Consider the following 23,969-nt stretch of genomic DNA (forward strand, 5'->3'; position numbering starts at 1 on the left):
TTAAGTTAAAATGATTACTTTATTTTTACCAAAGTTTCTAATTAAGCGTATAATATTAAATAATCAGAAAACAAAAAATATTCACTAAAAGGAGGTTTTGCATTGGAAAATCAGAAAAAGCACTTTCAGATGAAGTCATCAAGTAAATTTGGGTTACTTAGCACTGGAATTCTTTTAAGTTTGTTAGTGATTAGTCACCCTTTAGCAGTAAAGGCTGATGAAAATTCGGCTGTTACCCCACCAAACCAAACAGAAGCTGTCACCAATCCAACTGTAAATTCTTCTCTTGCCGTGTCTGATTCGACAACCGAAGGAAATACAGAAAGTTCACAGGCAGAAATGCAAACTAAAGCGGCAAGCTCAATCACTTCACAGGCAAGCACCGCTCCAAATGCCAGTTCAGTTTCATCATCTTCAACCAGTTCGGCTCAGACTTCAAGTGTAGAAGCAAGCTCTAATTCTTCAGAGGTTTCAGCTTCATTGAGTTCAAAGGCCTTAACTTCAAAAGCCCCAAGTGTTCCTCTTGATTCATCAAAAGCAAATGTCACAATTGCTTCAAGCCTATCGGCGAGCGGAAAAATCATAAGTCCTGCTCTCACAAATGGTTCAATTGCCAGCCAAGCCAATGGTCAAGACCCTGTCATAAGCTCGATTTCTGCGACAGGTTCAGTCGCCAATGATATTACGGGTCCGTCCACACTGGATGATGTCAGTATTACAATCAAGGCTAACAACCTTGTGCCAAATAACTTTTTAACGCCTGATGGTCTTCATTGGTCGGCAAATACAGAGGTTATTCCAATCACAGGTCAGGTAACAGATCAAATCAGTACTGAAAACTTTGGACAAACGGATGGCCCGACCATACCTGCGACCACTTATACTATGAATGCAGGAGATTCTGGACGAATTACTAATGTTGGAAGGACCCTAGCCGGAACCAATCTAGATTTGATCTACAAAGTCATTTCAACAGATGAATCAAGCTGGCAAGCCCCCAAAGAAAGTACGTCTGACTGTCCGATTGGATTGGCTTTTACAGGCGAACAAAACATTGCCAACTCCGACGGAAACTCGATTGTCGCCCTCTACTACGGGGCAAATAATGTCAACCTCAATTATCAAATCGTCGCCCATAACACGAATTTTCAAATCCCTGTTCTCGCCTCTTTTATCACAACGGATATTGATATGGCACAAGGATTCAAGACCAATCTTGCCAACCTTTTAACGGTCATTCCAAAGACCACTAATCTTGCGACCGATTCAAGTGGTGTTATTTATGATACGACAAGCCCTGATACCGACTTGAATGGTCAAGCTAGTCTCCCTTATGGCGGTTATCTGGGTGTCGGTTTTCTGTCAAACTTTGACTATGATTTTTACAGCCCAGCACCAGTACGTAGTGGAGATTCTTATCAATATTCGCAAGGGGTTCGCTATGACCTCTTTGGTTCGGCGCTTCAAGCGCATTTAACCACACAAGTTCGTGATATTGTTTATCTTAACTATTATGATGCGGACGAAAACAATCAGCTTATCGTTCCCCAACATCAATTTATCTGGTTTCCAAATGTTTCTTGGAATGTTCCAGCCAGTAAATTCCCACATTATGCTTATGGGCAAGAAAGTCAGCATAGAAATGGGAACACAATAATAGTCGGTGATTATTATCACATCCAAAGTACCGTCACTTATGATTACTATGGTACGGACGGTACCTATCTAGGACAACAATTAACCACGGGACTTTATAACAAGCCATATTCGGTCAATGTGCCTTATCGATTTGGCAATTACTATATCGAAGGAAGCACGACACGGTCAGGATTTTATCCAAAATACGATGAAACGCTTAATGTTTACTATAAATACGTCCCACCAATCGTTTATTATAATACAAGCAATCCTTATGCGACGACTTACTATGTCAATGGTTATGAATATGTACCGAATTACATTGCGCCAGTTGTTTATTATGCACCAACTTATGGCTATTACGGTGGAGGCACTTCTTACTCAGGCGGTAATGGTTATTCATCAGGAGGAGGATATAGTAATTCTAGTGGTGCTTACTATCCGACTTATGTTCCACAATTTGCTTATTATTCTAAAGAAGCTCAACTTGTATCAGAAGAAAATTATTATAGTGGAGCCAGTACATACTCACTGCCAAAAACCGGGAATAAGGGTGCAGCTTGGGCGCCAGCATTAGGTTTTGGACTATTGACAGCCGAAGATGCGGGAGAAAGTTTAGAAGTGCCACCTGTAGCGATTGGACTTGGAGTCGTTGCTCTGGTATCTTTGGTAGTTGCAGGAGGAATTTGGTTATTTAGTGATAGAGAAGGTCCTATAAATAAACCAAATAGAAAGAAGCAAGGAAGGGAACTAAATGAAGAAAAGAAAAATGATCCAAAGTGGAAGGGAAATCCCAACAAGAATTCTAACCGAGCAATGAAAAAACATACACCAAGTAAGAAACATAACGGAGGAAAATAAGATGTTTGAGCCAAAACTATGGACTAAACCAACAAATACAAAGTGGCTTGTTAAAGAAATATCTCAATATTTGGATTGGATAATAAAAAAAGAAATTTTTGATGGAGAAATAAATATCTTTCTTACAAATGCTAAATTTGTTTACGATTCTAGTGCTAGAAAAAGAGAAGGAAACTTTTTCGGACCTTTTGATAAATCAATTATTCCGTCACTTTATTTTCCGCTTGGAGATATTTTTAGGACAATATCTCGTAGAGGAAAAGAAAATGCGGTCTGTGATTGGCTACAATATTTAACGCTCTTTCTCTATGATTATGTAGATTGGCAAGAAGACAGGGAGTTCAATAGTGAATTAAACAATGATTTAGCAGATAAAATGATTTATGAATATATAGATTTTAATAAAATTAGCTTTGAATCAGAGGATAGGAGGAAAAAGGAAAATAGAAAGCGAGCAAAAAATAAGGGGAAAAAGAAAGAAAAAAAGAGAAGACACATGAAAAGAATTGGAAAAGAGTTTCTAAAAAAATAAATGAAGGATAGAAAAAATGAGAAAATCGCGTACAATGATAGCTCAGAAAATTTAGACGATATATTTTTAATCAAAGATAAAAATAAACCTAAAGCAAATAAAGAAAGGAGCAGTGAAGAAAAAGCAAGGGAAACCAATCAAATTGTGGATAATCTTAAAAAGATGCAAGAGCCTGGAAAGAGATGGAACGAAGAACAGAAGAATGAAGTTCACTATGAAAGAAATGGACTCGTTAGATTTGAAAGCCTTACTAAACAAAAGCCAAGAAAAATTAAAAGAGGAAAAAGCTATCAAGTGTTTATGGAAAATATAGATATTTATCTTGATTCTAATGAGGTTAGATTAGAAATAAAAAAACTGCTTCAAGATACTAAAGATTATTTACTTCAAGGAGTCTTTGATGTTTTTGATGCTAATCGTTATCTTAGAGGTAATATTTATTTTTTAGTTCATAAAGGGAGTCAATTAAATGATTATGAACGAAAGATTCTAAAATCATTTAAAAATAAACCATATTTAAAAAATATCATTACAATCATTAGTATTTGTGTGATAACATACTTAATCTTTAAGTATATTTAAGTGATAAAAGATTTATAATGAATATGAAAAAAATAGAAGAGCATAGGCTCTTCTATTTTTTATCATACCTCAATCCCATCGCGTTGATTGAGACAATCACGGTTGAGATTGACATCAGGACTGCTGCAATGAGAGGGTCAATATAAATTCCTGTAAATGGATAAAGAATACCCGCTGCAACAGGAATAGCAATAATGTTATAGCCTGCTCCAAACCAGAGGTTTTGTTTCATTTTTCTAAGCATGCGTTTGGAGATATTAATCATATCCAAGACGTCACTTGGATTGGAGTTAACTAGGACGACATCAGCGGTACTGATAGCAACCGAAGTTCCTGCTCCAATCGCAAAACCAATCGTAGCAGTTGCAAGAGCTGGGGAATCATTGACACCATCACCAATGAAAAGCACGCCGGCTTTCTTTTGGTACTCTTTCACAATTTCTGCTTTATCTTCAGGTTTTAATTCCGCTCTAAATTCGGGAATATTTAGTGCACTAGCAATTTTTTGAGCAGTTTCTTTATTATCACCCGTGAGCATAACAGGGGTAATTCCTTGGGCTAATAAACCATTAATAAAGGCTTTCGCGTCTGCTTTAGGAGAATCTCCTAAGGCAATAAATCCTAAAACATCTTGTTGTTCATTGATTAGGAAAGATACAGTTAAACCTAAATCTAAATATTGAGCAATCTTTTGTTCATCATAAGAAAGTTGATTTTCACGAAGATATTTATAGTTAACAATTTGATAAAAGTTTTGATTAACTTGCCCTTTAATTCCAACTCCTGGAATATTTTCAACCGCTTCAACTTTTAGATTTTCAAGAGGTTTAGCAGCTGCAACGATTGATTGAGCAATCGGGTGAGTGGAGCTTCCTTCAAGTGCTGCCATGATTTGGAGAATGTCTGTTTCATCAGTAAAATCAACAACATTACGAACAATAAACTTACCGTCAGTTAATGTTCCCGTTTTATCCATTAAGGCATATTTAATTGTATTTATTTTTTCTAGAGAAGTTCTGTTTTGAATTAATAAACCATTTTTAGCAGAAATACTGGTTAGGCGAGAAACAACAAGTGGAACCGCAAGACCTAAAGCGTGTGGACATGCAATTACAAAAACAGAAACCGCAAGAAGTAGAGCAAAACTAAAGTTAGAACTAATTGTCCAAAAAATTAATGAGAAGATACCGACAATAAGTGCGGCATAGAAAAGGTAACCAGCTACTCTATCTGCCATATTTTCCAAATTAGATTTTTGAGCTTGGGCTTTCTTGACTAATTCGGCCACTTGATTGAGAAATGAATCTTTTCCAAGGGTTGTGACTTTCATCTCAAATGGTTGGTTTTGATTGAGGGAACCTCCATAAACAAGGTCATTTGTTTTTTTATTGACTGCTCGGCTTTCACCAGTAATCATTGACTCATCAACGAGCGCTTGACTTAATATAAGGCCATCTGCAGGTATTTTCTCATTTTCTTTCACTAAAAGTAAATCGCCAACTTTTAGTTCTGAAAGCTCCACATCCTTCCCACTTTTTAAGTGAGCTTTTTTGGGAACAAGGCTTGCTAAATCTTTCAATGCATCGCCAGCACCCATGATTGCTTTCATCTCAATCAGGTGACCAATCAACATAATGACAATTAAAGTTGCCAGTTCAAACCAGAAGTTCATGCCCATATGTCCGTTAAGACTCATGATTGTGGCATAAACAGAATAAGCATAGGCAACGGTAATTCCCATTGTAATCAGCATCATCATGGCTGGCTTACGGCTTTTTAATTCACCTTTTGCTCCGCTAAAAAAAGGAGTCCCAGAGTAAAAGAAGATAATTGTACCAAGGATGAGTTGCAAAATTTCACTTCCAGGAAATTTAAGGATTGTAAAGCCCGCGATTGGTGAAATGAGTAGAAGCGGAATCATTAGAATAATGGCAACTTTGAGCTTTTTACTCATATCACCCATATGCATCATGTGTCCTCCATGATTCATCATATCCATATTGTCCATATCATGCATATTATCCATATTGTGCATCTCATGGTTTTCGTGCTCCATATCCATCATTTCATGACTATGATGATGCTCAGACATCATTTCATCGTGATTAGACGAATGAGTTTTATTTGACATATTTTCCTCCTAAATGAATGCTTTGAATTTTCTATCTATATACAGTTTACAATTGTAAACTATCAAAGTCAAGGGAAAAGCTGTATTCTATAAATATTACAAAACAATAACTAAAAGGTTATCTTTGTGACCTAAATGTGATATTATAATATATATTTATAGCGATACTCAATAAAAAAGTATCGGCAAGGAGAGAATAAATGAAAAAAATACGGCCAGAAGTGACTACGGTTACCTCCAAGTCTCATTTTCGAACTTGGAAATCAGGGAAAAGTTGGTTATTTGCTACTTCAGCATTAGCTATAATTATCGTTTCAGGAACGATTACTGACCAAAATGTAAAAGCGGACACAGCAGTTGACAGTAGTCAGCAAATTAGTGGTATTACTGAGGTAACAAGTTATTCAGCACTAGCTTCATCGACAAATAGTGATGTAGCTGCTAGTCAAAATCAAGTTGCTTATGAACAAGCTAGTGACCAAAGTTCTAATAATTCACTGGCTAACACAGTAGAAACTGATACTGAGGGAATAACTTCAAATGTGTCAGATAGTAGCAATTCAATTAATGAAAGCCAAAATACGACAAGTACAGCGGTTATTCAAACTCCTACAAACAATATCGTATCGCTTGCAGATTCAAGCTCATCAAATGATAATGGCAGCAATTCTATATTAAGTTCTTCTAATGCTGCAGACAGCGTTGATTCGGCAGCTGTCTCTCAAAGTTCAACAAGTTCATCAGTAATTTTGAGTGAAAGTTCAGCAATTGATAGTGGTATTGGATCAACTTCTCAAAGTTCGGAAATGAATCTTGCGGGAAATAGTAGTGCTAATGCTTCAAGTGCTGCTGTTGCTTCTTTTACGGCTATTCTAGCGACTAATTCGTTTATGGTACTACCAATACTTACTCAGGCACTAGCTGCAGCAGCGCCTGCTACAACAAGTAGTTCAGCTATTCTTAACACAACACTCGGAGATCTTGTAAATCAAGCAATTTCAACAGTAGGAATTAGTGGTTTAGCAAATATTTTTAGCACACTTGGAACTTTTAATATTCCAGGAATGACTACAGCTGCGGCAGCTCTTAATGGTGTTGAACAAATCGTCAATATTGTTGGAAATATCCAGGAAGCAGCTGCTAATCCTGGAGCCTTTCTATTAAGTGGAATGAAATCTGCAGGTTTAGATGTTAGCCAAATTCCATTAGTTGGAGGGCAGATTGTGGCAGCATTTAATGCTATCCCATCAATGAGCCCTGCTGCTATGCTTACTTTTCTTGAAAATCCAACAATTCCAGGACTTTCAAGTATTCCGGGGGCAAGTCTAGTACTAAGTCCAGTACTTAGCGCAATAAGTACTGTAACAAGTGGGATTGTTAATCAACTTAATACGACAACTTCCAATGCCTTGGGTGGTGTTAATTTTGATTTAGACACACTTGTCTCTCTTCAAGGAAATGATCTTGTCAACTACTTGGCTGGTTTAGTAGTTAATTCAGCGATTAATCGAGTAGGTCAAATTGCTTGGAGTCAATTATCTCCAACTATTAGTAATATTCCTCTTGTAGGTACTACAGTTAATAATGTTTTAAGCCCAATATTAAATAATCTTACTGGAGCATCTTTGGGTGAAGTTGCGAATTTAACGGGAGTTTCCAGCCTTCTTGACCAAGTAAATAATAGTTTGGGTAATCTTACAAGCCTTGGTTCAACAGCCTTAGCCACTATTGAGAACAAAGTCCAAAATAGTCTAAACTCACTTGGTAATCTTCCTGCTGGTGCTTCGGATATTCTTAACCAAGTGCTCAATCAATTGCAAAATGCTATCAATAATATTGTTGAAAGTGCGACGGGGATTGTAAATAATTTACCAGGTCTTGGAGCTATCGAAAATGGTCTTTCGAACACTATTAGTCAAATACAAAATAATATTAATAATTTCGTTAATAATGCACTTAATGGAATAACGACAATTATCAATTCTTTAACTCCAAGTGTTGGTGCTTCAACAGTTAATCCAAATTCTAGTGCTAATAGTAGCCAATCAAGCAGTAGTGCCAGTTCTTCATCAAGTGCAGCTAGTAGTTCAACTTCATCTTCAAATGTATCAAGCAACACGAGTTCTAATTCTAGTGAAGTAAATACTTCAAGTTCGACTTCTAATGCTTCAAGCTCAAGCTCAGAGGGTTCAAGTTCTTCAAGTTCAAATTCCAGCGAAAGTAGTGCCACAAGTTCATCCTCGGTAGACTCAAATCAATCGAGTTCAGCTGGGGTAAATAGTTCAAATTCAAGCTCAGAAGCTTCAAGCATTTCGAGTTCAAATTCCAGTGAAAGTAGTATTGCTAGTTCATCTTCGGTAGACTCAAGTCAATCGAGTTCAGCTGGGGTAAATGGCTCAAGTTCAAGCTCAGAGAGTTCAAGCGTTTTTAGTTCAAATTCTAGTGAAAGTAGCATTGCTAGTTCATCTTCGGTGGACTCAAGTCAATCGAGTTCAGCTGGAGTAAATGGCTCAAGTTCAACCTCAGAGGGCTCAAGCGCTTTAAGTTCGAATTCTAGTGAAAGTAGCATTGCTAGTTCGTCTTCGGTAGACTCAAGTCAAACAAGTTCAGCTAGAGTAAATAATTCAAATTCCAGTGAAAGTAGTATTGCCAGTTCATCTTCGGTGGACTCAAGTCAATCAAGTTCAGCTGGAGTAAATGGCTCAAGTTCAACCTCAGAAGGTTCAAGTGCTTCAAGCTTAAGTTCAAGCGAAAGTAGTATGACAAGTTCTGGTGGGACAAGTGATTCAAATTCAAACACTGGTCAAACTAGTACTACAAGTTCATCTTCTGAAAATTCAAGTCAATCGAGTCTGAGTTCAAATGAATCAAGTAGTGCAAGTTTGACTTCATCTGAGTCAAGTGGTTCAACAACATCTTCAAGTATGTTGACTAATCCAAATTTACAATCTAATGATAAAAATGGCTCAAGTCTAACTTCAAATAGTTCGTATACTTCAGAAATGAAACTAAATAACTTGAGTGATTCAAATTTACCTTCGAATGAAGCAAAAGTTTCGACTTTAATTTCTAAGGTATCAAGTAGTCCAAGTCTTTCAAGTTCATTAAGCGCAACGAGCTTGCAAATTGTACCAACTGTAACGAAAGAAGAGCTTCCCAAAACAGGTGCTGTTTAGTATTAGCAGAGTTGGGAATAGGCTTAGTGGCAACGTTAACTATTGGAAAAGTTAAATATAAAAAAAGGTTTTGAGTAGTATATTTTAATTAAGGACTTCTTTTCTTTGGAAAGAAGTTTCTTTTTAATTTGGAAATTCTTCATTTATTAAAAATTACGAACAATTTAAAATAAATAAAGAAAAATGAATGATGATGATTAGAGGTTGAAAGTTAGCTTATGGTATAATAGTTCTATGAACTTGATAGATGGAAAAGCACTTGCTGCTAAAATGCAAGCTGAGTTGAAAGTTAAAGTCGATAAATTAAAAGAAGCGGACAATGTTCCAGGTCTTGCCGTTATTCTTGTGGGCGAAGATCCTGCGAGTCAAATTTATGTCCGAAATAAAGCACGACAAGCCACAGCAATTGGTTTAAATTCTAGTGTGGTTCGTCTACCAGAAACTGTGTCAGAACAAGAACTGTTAGATTTAATTGAACAGTATAATCAGTCAGAACAATGGCATGGTATTTTGGTACAATTGCCATTGCCAGAACATATTTCTGAAGAAAAGGTTTTACTAGCTATTGATCCAGAAAAAGATGTGGATGGTTTTCACCCAATGAATATGGGACGTTTGTGGTCTGGGAATCCTTTGATGATTCCCTCAACTCCAGCCGGTATTATGGAAATGTTCCGTGAATATAATGTGGAACTTTCTGGTAAACGTGCAGTTGTGATTGGTCGTTCAAATATCGTCGGAAAACCAATGGCGCAATTATTAATGATGGCTGATGCTACTGTGACAATTGCTCATTCAAAAACAGAAAACTTGCGCGAATTGACTAAGGAAGCTGATATTTTGGTGGTTGCTATTGGCCGTGACCGGATGATTAAAGCTGAGGATGTCAAAGAAGGTGCAGTTGTAATTGATGTTGGGATGAACCGTGATGAAGATGGAAAACTTCATGGCGATGTTGATTTTGATGAAGTAAAAGATGTTGCAAGTTTGATTACCCCTGTTCCTGGTGGAGTTGGTCCGATGACGATTACAATGCTCATGGAACAGACAGTTCGTGCAGCAAGTAGAAAAATGAATGAAAATAAATAGTTAATTAATAAAAGAGTAACTAAGTTTATAGTAATTTCTAAGGACTTATTTTTAAGTTAGAAGTTTTTTGAAGATAAACTTTTTACTTTTTTTCGATTTTAGCAGTAGAAATTTTATTAACAGAATAATTAGTAAAAAGATTAATTGAGAACTAAAGAGTGAGGGAATGACAGAATATTTATCAGTATCAACCTTAACAAAATATTTAAAAGCGAAATTTGACCGTGATCCATATCTTGAACGGGTTTATTTGACAGGAGAAATTTCAAATTTTAGAAGAAGACCAAATCATCAATATTTTGCACTTAAAGATGAGGGCGCTGTGATTCAAGCTACGATGTGGGCGGGACAATTTCGCAAATTAGACTTTGAATTAGAAGAGGGGATGAAAGTTTTGGCTGTTGGTCGAATCAGTATTTATCCACCTTCTGGCTCTTATTCTATAAATATTGAAAGTTTAGTTCCAGATGGCGTTGGAGCTCTTGCGGTTAAGTTTGAACAGTTGAAGAAAAAGCTGACTGCTGAAGGGCTATTTGAACAACGTTGGAAACAAACTTTGCCACAATTTTCTAAGAAAATAGCTGTGGTAACTAGCCCGTCAGGAGCGGTCATTCGAGATATTATTACGACGGTTCAACGTCGTTTTCCGATGAGTCAAATCATTCTTTATCCGACAAAAGTTCAAGGACAAGGTTCGGCTGAAGAAATTGCTGGAAATATCCGTCGAGCTAATGAACGTGGTGATTTTGATGTCATGATTATTGGTCGTGGTGGCGGTTCTATCGAAGATTTATGGGGATTTAATGAAGAAATTGTGGTTCGAGCAATTTTTGAATCACGTATTCCAATTATTTCATCGGTTGGGCATGAAACAGATGTGACTTTAGCCGATTTTGTTGCTGATAGTCGTGCAGCGACTCCAACTGCAGCAGCCGAATTAGCAACACCAAATACGAAGGTTGATTTAATAAATTGGACGAATGAGCAGGAAAAACGACTTTTTAACCGCTTAACACATTTAATTAAAATAAGGCGTGAACGAGTAGATAAATTAAGCCAGTCAGTAGTTTTTAGACAGCCAGAACGCTTGTACGATGGACACTTACAAAAACTTGACCGTCTGTGTGAACGTTTGTCAGTGCTGACGGAAAATAAAGTTGCAAATATGAAACACCGTTATGAGCTGTCAGCTGGGAAATTAATTCCGACTTACGGAAAGATAGTTGAAGCTAAAAAGAATAAGACAGAGCAACTTTATCAGTCTTTACTTTTATTAGATATCTCGAAAATAAAAGCGCGTGGTTTTTCCCTCGTTACTGACGAAAAGGGAAAGATTATTAAATCCGTAAGTGATGTGAAAAAAGGTCAGACTTTAGATGTTGAATTGACTGACGGAAAAGTAATAGTGGAGGTAAAATAATGGCAACCAAAAAAGAAGATGTAAAATTTGAAGATAATTTGGTAGAGTTAGAAAATATTGTTCGTAAGTTAGAATCTGGTGATGTAGCGTTGGAAGATGCTATTGCTGAATTTCAAAAAGGAATGAAAATTTCGGAAACTTTGAAAAAAACACTCAATGAAGCGGAAGAAACATTAGTAAAAATAGTTGGAAAAAATGATCAGGAGAGTGATTTCTCTCCGGAACAGAAAGACTACTAAAATAAAAAACCTTTGATTTTTCAAGGTTTTTTATTTTAAACAAAATTTTACTGACAAAAAAGCCTATTATTCTAATATCAATCTTATTTATTATATACTAATAGTAGATAGAGTTATGGTCAAGTCTTTTATAGAAAGAGTAGATTAAATGAAGAAAAAATTTGTATTAGCGCCAGATTCTTTCAAAGAAAGTTTGAGTGCGCTGGAAGTTTGTCAAGCAATGGAAAAAGGAATTAAAAAAGTATTTCCTAAGGCTGAAATAATTTCTATGCCAATGGCTGATGGTGGTGAGGGAACAACAGATGCTTTGATTGATGCAACGGGTGGACGACGGGTATATAAAAAAGTACAAGGTTCATTTGCAAATACAAATGTAGAGGCCTATTTTGGTATTTTGGGAAACTCAAATACGGCGGTCATTGAGATGGCAAAGGCAAATGGTCTGGAATTGGTTGCTTTGGAAGATAGAAATCCATTGATTACATCAACCTATGGAACAGGACAATTAATTAAGGCTGCAATGGATGAAGGAGTAGATAAAATCATCATTGGCATTGGTGGAAGTGCGACTAATGACGGTGGCTCTGGAATGGCTCGTGCTTTGGGAGCTAAATTTTTAAATAAAGACCAAGAAGAGATTCCACTTGGTGGAGGTTTCCTTAAAGAAGTTAGAACAATTGATATGAGTGATTTTGACCCAAGAGTGGAAGAAATTGAAATATTAATTGCTACTGATGTTACCAATCCTTTAACCGGAAATAATGGCGCTTCTTATGTTTTTGGACCACAAAAGGGAGCAACTGAGGAAATGGTCAAAGTATTGGATGAAAACTTGAAGCATTATGCAGAAATTGTTCATAATGAACTGGGGAAAGATGTTAAAAATAAACCGGGAGCTGGTGCAGCAGGTGGTTTGGGAGCAGGTTTGCTTGCTTTTACCAATGCAAAAATGCAATTAGGAATTGAGCTTGTTGCACAAACAATATACTTAGAAGATAAAATTAAAGAAGCTGATTATGTATTTACAGGTGAAGGTGGAATGGATTATCAGACAAAATTTGGTAAAGCACCCTATGGCGTCTGTAAAATTGCTAAAAAATACAAAAAACCTTGCTTTGCCTTGGCAGGATATATTGGGGATGGAGCAGATGTTCTTTATGACGAAGGAATGACCGCTATTTTTGGTGTTTTGAGTCAAGCACAATCTTTGTCAGATGCCTTGGCTGACGGCGCAAAGAACGTTGAGCGAACGAGTGAAAATATTACAAGAGTATTAGCAATGAATGAGCAAAAGGCTCACTTATAAAAATGGAATGGATTTAAAAAATAAAAAAATTTCCTCAAATCATCACGGTTTTTAGCCGTGAATTTTGGTATAATTAGGGTAATGGATACGAAGATACTAAAGTTAGAAGACTTTTTAACTGAATTTTATGAAAGCGCTGAATTTCCAACTGGCTTAGCCGAATCAGCAAAATATTCTTTATTGGCAGGCGGTAAACGAATTCGCCCCCTCCTTTTTTTAAACCTATTAGAGGCTTTTGATTTAGAATTGAGTAAGGCTCATTATCATGTGGCAGCCGCACTTGAGATGATTCATACGGGTTCTTTAATCCATGATGACTTACCAGCAATGGATAATGATGATTATCGTCGAGGGCAGTTAACTAATCACAAGAAATTTGACGAGGCAACTGCAATTTTAGCTGGTGATACTTTATTTTTTGACCCTTTCTTTATCCTTTCAACTGCTGATTTATCCGCAGAAATAATAGTAGCGTTGACGCGTGAATTGGCCTTTGCTTCAGGTTCTTATGGAATGGTTGCGGGTCAAATCTTGGATATGGCTGGTGAAGGAAAAGAGTTGATATTGGCTGAAATTGAGCAGATTCATCGCTTGAAAACTGGGCGACTTTTAACTTTTCCTTTTGTAGCTGCTGGAATTGTTGCTCAAAAATCAACGGATGAAGTTGAAAAACTTCGTCAAGTGGGGCAAATTTTGGGATTGGCTTTTCAAATTCGAGACGATATTTTAGATGTCACAGCAACTTTTGCTGAGCTTGGAAAAACACCAGGTAAGGATATTTTAGAGGAGAAATCAACATATGTTGCTCATTTAGGACTTGAGGGAGCAAAAAAATCACTGACAGGAAATTTGTCAGAAGTTAAAAAATTACTGACAGACTTATCAGTTACTGACAGCTCTGAAATTTTTAAAATTATTGAGCAATTGGAAGTGAAATAAAAAAATAGAAATATAAAAAGAAATTATTAGTTACATTTCTAAGAAAAATACGTATAATTACTATAAAGAAAGATCTACATGAAAGAAAGAATTGACGTACTTGCCACGAATCAAGGTTTGTTTGAAACACGAGAGCAGGCCAAAAGAGGAGTAATGGCTGGTCTAGTTGTTGATAGTAAATCAGGAGAACGTTACGATAAACCTGGTCAGAAAATTGATGATGGAACAGAACTTCGTCTTAAAGGTGAAAAGTTAAGATATGTTAGTCGAGGAGGGTTAAAATTAGAAAAGGCTCTTAAAGAATTCCATTTAGAAATTAATGGAAAAACTTGTCTTGATATTGGTTCTTCAACTGGTGGTTTTACTGATGTAATGCTTCAAAATGGTGCCAAATTAGTCTATGCTTTAGATGTTGGAACCAATCAATTGGCTTGGAAAATTCGCTCAGATGAACGCGTTGTCGTTATGGAACAATTTAATTTCCGAAATGCTGTTTTAGCTGACTTTGAACAAGGAAGACCGTCATTTACTAGTATAGATGTTAGTTTTATTTCTTTAGATTTAATTCTACCACCACTTTATGAAATTTTGGAGGAAAATGGCGAAGTAGCAGCTCTTATTAAACCGCAGTTTGAAGCGGGACGTGAACAAGTCGGAAAAAATGGAATTATTCGTGACCCTAAAGTTCACCAAATGACTATTGAAAAAGTTTTAAAAACAGCCACTCAACTTGGTTTTTCAGTAAAAGGTTTGACCTTTTCGCCAATCAAGGGTGGGGCTGGAAACGTTGAATTTCTTGTCCATTTACTTAAAGATGGAAAAGCAGAAATTGCTCAGCAGGTTAATATTGAATCAGTTTTACAAAAAGAAAGTGAAGAACTATGAAAAGAGAAGACCGATTAAACTTTATTGCTCAATTTATCCGTGAAAACGAAATTAAAACGCAAGAAGAACTTGTGAATACCCTCTTAACTCATGGAATTGACGTTACTCAAGCGACCGTTTCCCGCGATATTAAATCACTTGCCCTAATCAAGGTGCCAGCTGAATCTGGTGGTTATCGTTATGATTTACCAAAAAACAAGGAAGTTTTACAGTCAAGCCTTCATAAAGCCTTAGCTTTTGATGCAATTACGGGAACAAAAATCAAAGATAATATGCTCTGGATTCTTGCTAATCCAGGGACAACAAGTCTTGTGAAAAATTATCTTTTGGAAGAATATAGCGATGATATTTTTTCAATCATTATTGATGATGATAGTGCTTTAGTTATTTTTGAAATGGAAGAAGATGCTAAAAATCTTTATAATTTACTGACAAGAATATTGTGACAAAATTCTGCTGAATATTTTGAGCGAATTAATAGCTGTCAGTAAAAAAAGAATCAAAGTAGGAAAGATAAGGTTATTAGGTTACTGATAGCCTTGTCATTTATTTTTGAGAAAGGAAATTTTGATGTTACAAGAGATTTCAATCAAAAATTTTGCAATTATTGAAGAAATTCATCTATCCTTTGAGAGTGGAATGACGATTTTAACTGGGGAAACTGGTGCGGGAAAATCAATAATTATTGATGCAATGTCTTTATTATTAGGTGGGCGTGCTTCGAGTGATTTTGTGCGACATGGGGCAAACAAAGCCGAAATAGAAGGTCTCTTTTTCTTTGATAAAACTCCAGAATTGAAGGCGGTATTATTAGAACTTGGCTTTGAAGAAGTAGATTCTGAAATTATTTTAAGACGTGAGATTTTTGCTAATGGTCGTTCCGTTTGTCGAATCAATGGTCAAATGGTTAATTTAGCTACGCTAAGACAAGTGGGTGAATTATTAGTTGATATTCATGGTCAACACGATAGCCAAGAATTGATGAATCCGAAAAGCCATCTTCGTTTACTTGATGAATTTGGTGACGAAGTCTTTGATCAGATAAAAAATAATTACAAACTCAAATTTGAAAACTTCAAAAATTTGCGTCAACAGCTCAATCTACGACAAAAAAATGAGCAAGAATTTGCTCAAAGAATTGAAATTCTTCAATTTCAGGCTGAAGAAATTGAAGCGGCGGAAATTAATCTTGAAGAAGATGAACAATTAGTTAATCGCCGAGAAAAGTTAAATAATATTAAAAATATTGCTGATTCGCTTAGTAGTGCTTATCTAGCGCTTGATGATGAAGATAATGATTATTCAAGTCTTAATAATATCCGAACAACAATGACAGAATTGGATAAAATTAGTAATTTTGATAATGACTATCAAGAACTTGCTGACAAGACAGCTGAAAGTTATTATGTATTAGAAGAAGTTGCTAATCAAATTCAAAGAATCATGAGTGATTTAGAATTTAATCCAGCTGAACTTTTACAAATTGAAGACCGGATTATGACCTTGACCACTTTGAAAAAAAAATATGGCCCAGAACTGTCCGATGTGATGAACTATTTAGAGAAAGTCCAACTCGAACTCTCAGAACTGACGGGTTCAGAAAATGACTCAGAAAATCTAGAAAATTCAGTTAAAGTTGCACAAGTTCAACTCATTGAAGCAAGTAAAAAACTTAATGAAGCACGCCATAAAATTGCCAAAGAAGTTGAAAAAGATATTAAACACGAACTTTCTGAGCTTTATATGGAAAAAGCTGATTTCAAAGTTAGTTTTGAAGGGGCAAAGTTTTCGCCAAACGGGAATGAGCATGTTGAATTCTTTATTCAAACCAATCCGGGAGAAGGATTTAAACCACTGGCAAAAACAGCTTCGGGTGGTGAACTTTCACGTTTAATGCTCGCCATAAAATCAAGCTTTTCAAGACGGGAAAATAAAACAGCCATTGTTTTTGATGAGGTCGATACTGGTGTTTCTGGTCGTGTTGCTCAAGCGATTGCTAATAAAATATATAAAATTGCTAGGCATGGACAAGTTCTTGCAATTTCTCACCTTCCACAAGTTGTGGCCATTGCCGACAGACAATTTTATATTGAAAAAGCTTCAACCAATGACATTACTACTTCCACAGTTAGAAAATTAAACGCTGAAGAAAGAGTAAATGAAATTGCGAAAATGCTTGCTGGTGAAGATTTAACTAAAGAAGCCTTAGCTCAGGCTAAACGTTTATTGAGCAAATAAATCGAATATTATTAAGAAAAAGTCTTGATTTTTAATCAGGGCTTTTTATCTTTTAGATGACAAAATCATAATTTGTGTAAAATTGCAACCACAAATGTGTATATACCGAAAATAATAAATGTTAAAATTAAATTGTAGTTACACTATTAAAAATATTGGAGTATATGTGAAAGTAAATAAAATTTGGCTTTTAATCATTTTGGTCTGTTTGTTTTTTTCAATTTATGGGCATTATAATCAAAATTATTTTTTCTTGTTCGTAGGTATTGTTGGTGCCTGTGCGGGAATAATCTGTATGTTATGCGAAATGCTGATCCAAATTCTTAGAAATCAAAAGATAAAAAAATAAATTTTAAAAAGCTAGTTTTCGATAAATTTCTTTGATTTGTTAGCAAATGTTACTGACAAGCCTTTTGAAAAAGGCTAGAATATCTTTATATACTATGTGCCAACTTCCAAGTCAGAGAGCCATAGATAAAAACGCCTTCTCCTATATAAGATAAGGGCGTTTTTATTATAAATTTGAAGCCTCAATTTATTGGGGCTTTTTATCTCCAAAGGAGATATTATGAAGTAAAATTAGATTTTTTACCATTAAGAACTTCTGTTAAAGTTCTTTTATGAATTAAACTCAATATGTTATAATGAGATATCAACCATAGTACTGAAAGGAGAGGTTTGTAATTTAAAAACTGAAGTCGTATTTTATAATTTAGGAGTTAAAAATGAGTAAAACACGTTTAGAAGCATTTACGGATGCTGTCATCGCAATTATCATGACTGTCTTAGTTTTAGAATTGGTCCGTCCAGATTCAGATAGCTTACAAAGTTTTATTGCTTTACTTCCGCATCTGGGTGTCTATTTTGTAAGTTTTTTTATATTGGCTATTTACTGGGTCAATCACCATCATCTTTTTCAAAGCATCAAAAGAATTAATGGAAAAGTTCTATGGATAAATATTAGTTTTCTTTTTGTCTTATCACTTATTCCTATTTTTTCTAACTGGGTATCAATCTATCCTAATTCATTTATCCCAGAATTAGGCTATGTGATTATCTTTTTCTTCGGGAATTTTATTTATCTACTTTTGACAAGAGAATTATTGAAAATCAATGGACATCGTAAAACGTCTGAGACAACGATTAGAAAAAATATCCTAAGTGTTGTGCTCAATATTGTCAGCATTTTATTAGGTTATTTTATAGCTCCAGTAATCATGCTTGTTGGTTCAGCCTTAATTTTTTCAATGTGGGTGATTCCAGATAAAAATATTGAAAAAATGTTTAAATAATCTTTTAATAAAAATATGAGTTTACTTAATAAAAAAGTTTGGAATAAATAACTGACCTTCTGTCAGTAAATAATATTATAAGTAAAGAGGAATAACAATGATTAAAGCATACATCAAATATTGGAAAAAAGCAGGAGATTTAAAATCTTATTCAAATCGTTCGGATTATTGGTGGGTTTTCTTGACTAATTCAATCATATTTGCGATTCTCAGCATTTTAAACTTTATGGTGACAATCCCAAAAGCTGGTAAAATAATGAGCCAATCTGCAACTTTATCACAAAAAGAAATTATTCAACAGGTGACAGACTTATATGCCAAGCCCACGGGTGGAGCATTAGTAATAATTATTGTTACAGCTCTCATTGGTCTAGCTATTCTTGTTCCTAATATCAGTTTGACAGCTCGTCGTTTACGTGATGCTAGGTTTCCTTGGTGGATTGCTCTTGTTTTTGGAGTAGCTGCAATTTATGGGCTGGTTACAATGTTTATTCATCAAGATCTTCTAGCAAAAATGGGTTATTTTGTTGGATTTATCAATTTCATTATTTATATTCTTTGCCTTTTTCCAACCAAATATGGCATTGACGAAGAAGATGATTCAAGAACTTATGAATAATTAAAAAAATAGAGAGGTAAAATATGGTTCAAGCTTATAAAAAATTTTGGCTGGGAGCTTTCACTTTCAATAAAAAAACCAGTCGTAAAGATTTTTGGTCAGCCTTATTAACTCATATCATAATATTTGTCATCTTGTTTAAAGCTTATCATTTCTTTAATCTACTAGATTTTTATCAACTAACGACTTTATGGCAAACTTTTGCTTCATTCTTTCAATTAATATTTAATCTATATTTCTTTGGAAGTTTATTGTCCTTCATTGCTCTAACTGTTCGGAGATTAAATGATGCAGATTTACCTTGGGGACTTATTTTTCTTAATTTTATCCTTGGTCTAGGAACTCTTGTGCTCTTGATATTTAACCTATTTCCAAGTTCGCCTAGCGCTTTAAAATTCAAGGAATACGAGATTAATTCTTCTCAAGAATTTAATAATTTACCAGAGACAAAGACATTATCAGGTATATTCAAGGACTATTTTAAAAATTACTTTGAATTTCGCGGAAGAACGACAAGAAGAAATTTTTGGTGGATGCAACTGTTTTGGGGGCTGACCGTTATTATTTTTCTGTTTTTAATCTATCTTTTCAATCAATTTGAACAAATAATGTTTGGCTACAATTTTATTGGTAGTATGGTACTACGTTTATTATTTTTCCTATTTATCTTAGGAACATTTTTCCCACAACTTACGATTCATGTAAGACGCTTAAGAGATGCTGGTTTGAGTAATTTAGGACTATCACTTTTGTTAGGTGGAACAAGTGGAATATTAATTTTTTATCAAATGTTCACGAAGACATTAAAAATAACATATACAACTGGTCACTATCAATTAGTTCAATATCTCTTATTTTTACTAGTAATGATTGCAGTATTGAGTTTAATTCTTGTAGAAGTAATGGCGACAGGAGAATTAAAAACAAATAAAAAAAATTCTTTATTTGAAAAAATAGACTGATTAATTTCAGTCTATTTTTAGTATTAATTGTTAAACTATAAAAAGTCACGTTTACACAACTTGTAAATTGAATTGACATCAAAGAAGTCAGTAATAGATACAAATGCAGTTCGCGTAAGCCTTTTCATTAAAAAAATCTTTACATAATCATGTAAACTACTACAAAAATAGAAAAAAAGTGATATAATAAACTGTAAGTATACAAGGAGGACGGCGCTCTTGCCAAAAACAATAGCATTTAAGCATGATACAGTCTTACTACATGAAACCGTAGATATGCTTGAAGTAAAGCCAAATGGAATTTATGTTGATGCGACACTAGGTGGCGCAGGACATAGTGAGTATCTTCTTAGTAAACTGACTGATGGTCATCTTTATTCATTTGACCAGGACGAAACTGCTCATGAAAACGCAAAGGTACGCTTAAGTGAGCAACTTGCAGAAGATAAAGTAACATTGATTAAAAGTAATTTTCGCTATCTTAAATCAGCTTTAGCTGAATTAGGAGTCACGAAAATTGATGGAATTCTTTATGATTTAGGAGTTTCCAGCCCACAATTCGATGATAGTCAACGAGGTTTCTCTTATAAAAAAGAGGCAAGATTAGACATGCGGATGGACCAAAATCAAACTCTTTCTGCTTATGAAGTTGTAAATGATTACCCTTACGAAGCATTAGTTCGCATTTTTTTCCGCTACGGCGAAGATAAATTCTCTAAACAAATTGCTCGTAAGATTGAACAAGCAAGAAAAATTAAACCTATTGAGACAACAATTGAGCTTGCAGATTTAATAAAATCTGCATTGCCTCAAAAAGAACTCAAGAAAAAAGGGCATCCAGCCAAACGCATTTTCCAAGCGATTCGTATTGAAGTAAATGATGAACTTGGAGCAGCGGAAGAATCAATCGAACAAGCCATTGATTTATTAAAAGTTGATGGTCGAATCTCGGTAATTACTTTCCATTCTTTAGAAGATCGTTTAACAAAAACAATTTTCAAAGAATATAGTACAGTTAATGTTCCTAAGGGATTACCGATGCTTCCTAAAGATATGGAAGCTAAACTAAAATTGATTAATCGCAAACCAGTTCTTGCAAGCGAAGAAGAACTCGAATTTAATAATCGAGCTCATAGTGCAAAATTAAGAGTAGCGCAAAAACAAAGAGATTAATCAAATAACAAGTTGGTCTAATAAAGAGGGTTTTCCCACTTGAGGATTGTTTTTGGATGTCTTATATAAATGAAATAACAATATTTAGCTTTTCTCTTTTCAATGGTGAATAGAGTAAGTTGAATTTCTTTAGTAAGATAAACGAGTGGAGGCAAAGATGGCAGCACAGCCTAAAGAATACTTCGATATAGAAACTGCGGCGAAAAAAGATAGTTATCTTATTGATACAGAAACTTTAGCGCCAGAAGTTCTAGCAAGTAAGTTTAAAAAGTTTTCTGGTGTTGAAAAGGTATTCTATCTGACAATGGTAGTTGCTGCTTTAGTGTTGGCTGTTGGTCTACTTTATGTTAAGACTAAGACACTTGAAGTTCAAGGGAATACAATGGACTTACGTTCAAAAATTTCTCAAGAAACAACCCGAAAAACTGAGTATGATCAACAAATTTTAGATTTAACATCAGGTACTAAAGTGCTTGATACGGCGAATAAAGCTGATTTAAAACAAAATCCTTCTAATGTATTGAAAGCAACGAAATGATAAAATTTTTAAAAAAACTAATTTTCTTTCCTTTTAGAAAAGTATCACGAAATGCCCGAAAAACGAATTGGAGTACAGAAAGAAATCGTAAACGAGTAGGTAAGAGCCTGTTTTTCCTAGCTATTGCGCTGTTTACGGTTTTTATATTTCGTTTTGTCTGGCTAATTACCGTCAATCATGTCGGTGGAACCAATCTTACAACGATGGCCAAGAGCAACTATCAAAGCACAGTAACGGTTCAGGCGAAGCGTGGGACAATATATGACCGTACAGGTGCGGCCATTGCGGTAGACTCAAGTACCTATACAATTTATGCTGTAATTGATAAAACACAGGTTGATTCAAACGGAAATCCTCTTTATATTGATAAGAAAGATTTTACCAAAGTTGAAGATTTCTTGAATAGTAAACTTAAAATTGACCGTGATTTAATTAAAAAGCAGCTCAATTCTAAATTGAAACAAGTTCAATTTGGGAATAAAGGGAGTGATATCACTCTTGAACAGATGAAGGATATTCAAAAAGCGGCTGAGAATGAAAAAATTGTTGGACTTGGTTTCACGGCAAATATTTCTCGTTCTTATCCTTTTGGAAATTTTGCTTCTCAATTTATTGGTATTGCTCGTCCTAAAGATGAAAATGGGACGCAAGCTCTCAAGGGTGATATGGGCTTGGAAAAAGCCTTCAATAATGTTTTGAGTGGTGAAAATGGTAAAGAAACTTATCAAAAAGATATCTATGGTCGCCCAATTCCAGGAACAACTAAAGTCATTGAACCTGTTAAAAATGGTCAAGACGTTTATACTACACTTGATGCACAACTTCAAAGAAATCTTGAAGGATATATGGACAAGGCGGCTACGGATACTGGAGCACAACAACTTTCAGGAACTTTAGTTGATGCTCATACCGGTGAGATTTTAGCAACAAGTCAACGTCCAACCTATACGGCAACAACGATCAATGATGCTGAGAAACAAAAGTATTTCACTTGGAACAGTTTGCTCTCACAATCAGCCTTTGAACCGGGTTCAACATTTAAAACTTTCTTGATGGCTGGAGCGCTTGATAGTGGAAAAGTAAATCTTAATGAAACTTACCAACGGAAACTTCAAGTTTATGATACAACGATTAATGACTGGGATGTAACAGAAAATAAAAGTTATACTTTGCCAGAAACCGTAACCTATGCTCAAGGTTTTGCTTTATCTTCAAATATTGGGATGAGTAAAATTGAAATGAATATGGGAGATGCTTTATGGGGAAGTTATCTTAATAAATTTAAATTTGGTCTTAAAGTAAGAGCCGGTTTAGATGGTGAAAATCCGGGAGCCCTTCCTTCATCAAATGCCGTTTCGCAAATTCAATCTTCATTTGGTCAAGGGGTTGCGGTTACTCCACTTCAATTGATTAGAGGTTGGACGGCTATTGCTGGAAATGGAACAATGCTTGAGCCACATATTGTCAGCAAAGTAGTAGATCCGAATACAAAAACAAGTTTGACTTCTAAAGCAGAAGTTGTTGGACATCCGGTCTCTAATGATGCAGCAAGTGGTGTGCGTGATTTGATGTTAACAGTAAATACTGACCCTGTTTACGGAACATCTTATTCAACAAGTGGTGATTCTGAGCAAAATCTTGCTGCTGGTCCTTTATTTATGGTCAATGGTGAACCGGCTGCAGTTAAAACGGGGACAGCCCAAATTGCCTCAACAACGGGTGGTTATATGACAGGTTCTCAAGATTACCTTTACTCTGCTGTTGTGATGTATCCTGCTAAGAATCCTGATTTTATTTTCTATATGAATGTAAAAATTCCTACAGAAAGTTGGACACTTAAATATATTGCTCGAGTGGCAAATCCATTGTTAACAAGTGCTGAAGCAATGAAAAATGATTTATCAGTTAGTGCTGATACTGATACTAAAGCTGGCAAAGTGACCATTGAGAATTATAAAGGCAAAGATTCAGGAGATACTGCTGATAGCTTACGCCGTACTGTCCTTAGTCCGGTTATTATCGGGACAGGGGCAAAAGTAACTGCTCAATCGATTGCTGAAGGTGAAAAAGTTTCAGCAAATTCACGAATTTTACTTTTGACGAATGATAAAGATCAGGTGATGCCTGATATGTATGATTGGTCGAAAAAAGAAGTTGAGCAATTGGCTAATTGGTTTGGAATTAAAGTAACTTATGAAGGGTCAGGAAATAAAGTCTTGACTCAGAGTATCGAAACTTCTACCAATGTTAAAAAAGGTCAAACTCTAACTGTTAAAATGGGAAATTAAAAATTATTGATTGAGGCTCCACAGACACTAGTCTATGTGGAGCTTCAAAAATTAGGAGAAG

The 23,969-nt window shown here is 35.2% G+C and carries 19 protein-coding genes; 18 read left to right on the forward strand and 1 reads right to left on the reverse strand.

Annotated features, from left to right (window positions below; all coding sequences use genetic code 11):
- Nucleotides 1–102: 102 nt before the first annotated feature.
- From MKX45_RS05650 to MKX45_RS05660, 3 genes are read left to right on the forward strand one after another with little or no spacing between them, the layout of a single operon-like run.
- On the forward strand, nt 103–2,499 hold the full coding sequence (locus MKX45_RS05650) for a cell wall anchor protein (RefSeq protein WP_254255467.1): 2,397 nt from the start codon (nt 103–105) through the stop codon (nt 2,497–2,499).
- A 1-nt stretch (nt 2,500) separates the two neighbouring features.
- A complete protein-coding gene (locus MKX45_RS05655; RefSeq protein ID WP_128268119.1) occupies nt 2,501–3,031 on the forward strand; it encodes a hypothetical protein in 531 nt (176 codons plus the stop codon).
- Nucleotides 3,032–3,613 carry a DNA repair protein gene (locus MKX45_RS05660; RefSeq protein ID WP_218976161.1) on the forward strand — a complete coding sequence of 194 codons (582 nt, stop codon included), beginning with the start codon at nt 3,032–3,034 and terminating at the stop codon, nt 3,611–3,613. It begins immediately after the preceding gene.
- 52 nt (nt 3,614–3,665) lie between these two features.
- Here MKX45_RS05660 and MKX45_RS05665 read toward each other — a convergent pair whose 3' ends face one another.
- Nucleotides 3,666–5,744: a heavy metal translocating P-type ATPase gene (locus tag MKX45_RS05665; protein WP_340816894.1), complete on the reverse strand. Its 2,079-nt coding sequence runs from the start codon at nt 5,742–5,744 to the stop codon at nt 3,666–3,668.
- Nucleotides 5,745–5,944: 200 nt separating this feature from the next.
- Between MKX45_RS05665 and MKX45_RS05670 the strand changes: the two genes are divergently transcribed.
- From MKX45_RS05670 to MKX45_RS05740, 15 genes are all read left to right on the forward strand, one after another.
- Complete coding sequence (locus MKX45_RS05670) at nt 5,945–8,920, forward strand: KxYKxGKxW signal peptide domain-containing protein (protein ID WP_340816895.1); 2,976 nt, start codon at nt 5,945–5,947, stop codon at nt 8,918–8,920.
- Between the two features lie 234 nt (nt 8,921–9,154).
- Nucleotides 9,155–10,009 (forward strand): bifunctional methylenetetrahydrofolate dehydrogenase/methenyltetrahydrofolate cyclohydrolase, encoded by an 855-nt coding sequence (locus tag MKX45_RS05675; protein ID WP_015426154.1) that lies wholly within the window; start codon nt 9,155–9,157, stop codon nt 10,007–10,009.
- Between the two features lie 166 nt (nt 10,010–10,175).
- Nucleotides 10,176–11,429 carry an exodeoxyribonuclease VII large subunit gene (xseA, locus tag MKX45_RS05680; protein WP_015426155.1) on the forward strand — a complete coding sequence of 418 codons (1,254 nt, stop codon included), beginning with the start codon at nt 10,176–10,178 and terminating at the stop codon, nt 11,427–11,429.
- A complete protein-coding gene (locus tag MKX45_RS05685) occupies nt 11,429–11,668 on the forward strand; it encodes an exodeoxyribonuclease VII small subunit (protein ID WP_015426156.1) in 240 nt (79 codons plus the stop codon). The genes xseA and MKX45_RS05685 overlap by 1 nt, the downstream gene beginning before the upstream one ends.
- Nucleotides 11,669–11,816: 148 nt before the next feature.
- Nucleotides 11,817–12,974: a glycerate kinase family protein gene (locus MKX45_RS05690; RefSeq protein ID WP_128268122.1), complete on the forward strand. Its 1,158-nt coding sequence runs from the start codon at nt 11,817–11,819 to the stop codon at nt 12,972–12,974.
- 81 nt (nt 12,975–13,055) lie between these two features.
- Complete coding sequence (locus tag MKX45_RS05695; protein ID WP_340816896.1) at nt 13,056–13,913, forward strand: polyprenyl synthetase family protein; 858 nt, start codon at nt 13,056–13,058, stop codon at nt 13,911–13,913.
- 78 nt (nt 13,914–13,991) lie between these two features.
- Nucleotides 13,992–14,798 (forward strand): TlyA family RNA methyltransferase, encoded by an 807-nt coding sequence (locus MKX45_RS05700; protein ID WP_015426159.1) that lies wholly within the window; start codon nt 13,992–13,994, stop codon nt 14,796–14,798.
- The gene (locus MKX45_RS05705; RefSeq protein WP_057720910.1) at nt 14,795–15,244 is read left to right on the forward strand and encodes an arginine repressor; all 450 of its coding nucleotides are present in this window, start codon (nt 14,795–14,797) and stop codon (nt 15,242–15,244) included. The genes MKX45_RS05700 and MKX45_RS05705 overlap by 4 nt, the downstream gene beginning before the upstream one ends.
- A gap of 124 nt (nt 15,245–15,368) precedes the next feature.
- Nucleotides 15,369–17,036: a DNA repair protein RecN gene (gene recN / locus MKX45_RS05710; RefSeq protein ID WP_057720909.1), complete on the forward strand. Its 1,668-nt coding sequence runs from the start codon at nt 15,369–15,371 to the stop codon at nt 17,034–17,036.
- A gap of 725 nt (nt 17,037–17,761) precedes the next feature.
- Complete coding sequence (locus tag MKX45_RS05715) at nt 17,762–18,328, forward strand: TMEM175 family protein (RefSeq protein ID WP_003131353.1); 567 nt, start codon at nt 17,762–17,764, stop codon at nt 18,326–18,328.
- Nucleotides 18,329–18,425: 97 nt separating this feature from the next.
- Nucleotides 18,426–18,947 carry a DUF805 domain-containing protein gene (locus MKX45_RS05720; protein ID WP_015426163.1) on the forward strand — a complete coding sequence of 174 codons (522 nt, stop codon included), beginning with the start codon at nt 18,426–18,428 and terminating at the stop codon, nt 18,945–18,947.
- Nucleotides 18,948–18,970: 23 nt separating this feature from the next.
- Entirely contained in the window at nt 18,971–19,909 is a 939-nt protein-coding gene (locus MKX45_RS05725; RefSeq protein ID WP_340816897.1) for a DUF805 domain-containing protein, read from the forward strand.
- Between the two features lie 219 nt (nt 19,910–20,128).
- A complete protein-coding gene (gene rsmH / locus MKX45_RS05730; RefSeq protein ID WP_081037498.1) occupies nt 20,129–21,082 on the forward strand; it encodes a 16S rRNA (cytosine(1402)-N(4))-methyltransferase RsmH in 954 nt (317 codons plus the stop codon).
- Between the two features lie 157 nt (nt 21,083–21,239).
- Nucleotides 21,240–21,620, forward strand: coding sequence for a cell division protein FtsL (gene ftsL2 / locus MKX45_RS05735; RefSeq protein WP_003131357.1), 381 nt, complete (start codon nt 21,240–21,242; stop codon nt 21,618–21,620).
- Nucleotides 21,617–23,908, forward strand: a complete 2,292-nt coding sequence (locus tag MKX45_RS05740; RefSeq protein ID WP_015426166.1) for a penicillin-binding protein — start codon at nt 21,617–21,619, stop codon at nt 23,906–23,908. Before ftsL2 ends, MKX45_RS05740 begins: the two co-directional genes overlap by 4 nt.
- The last annotated feature ends 61 nt before the right edge of the window (nt 23,909–23,969 follow it).

The organism is Lactococcus sp. FSL W8-0209, assembly GCF_038006585.1.
In the GTDB taxonomy this organism is placed as follows: Bacteria; Bacillota; Bacilli; order Lactobacillales; family Streptococcaceae; genus Lactococcus; species Lactococcus lactis.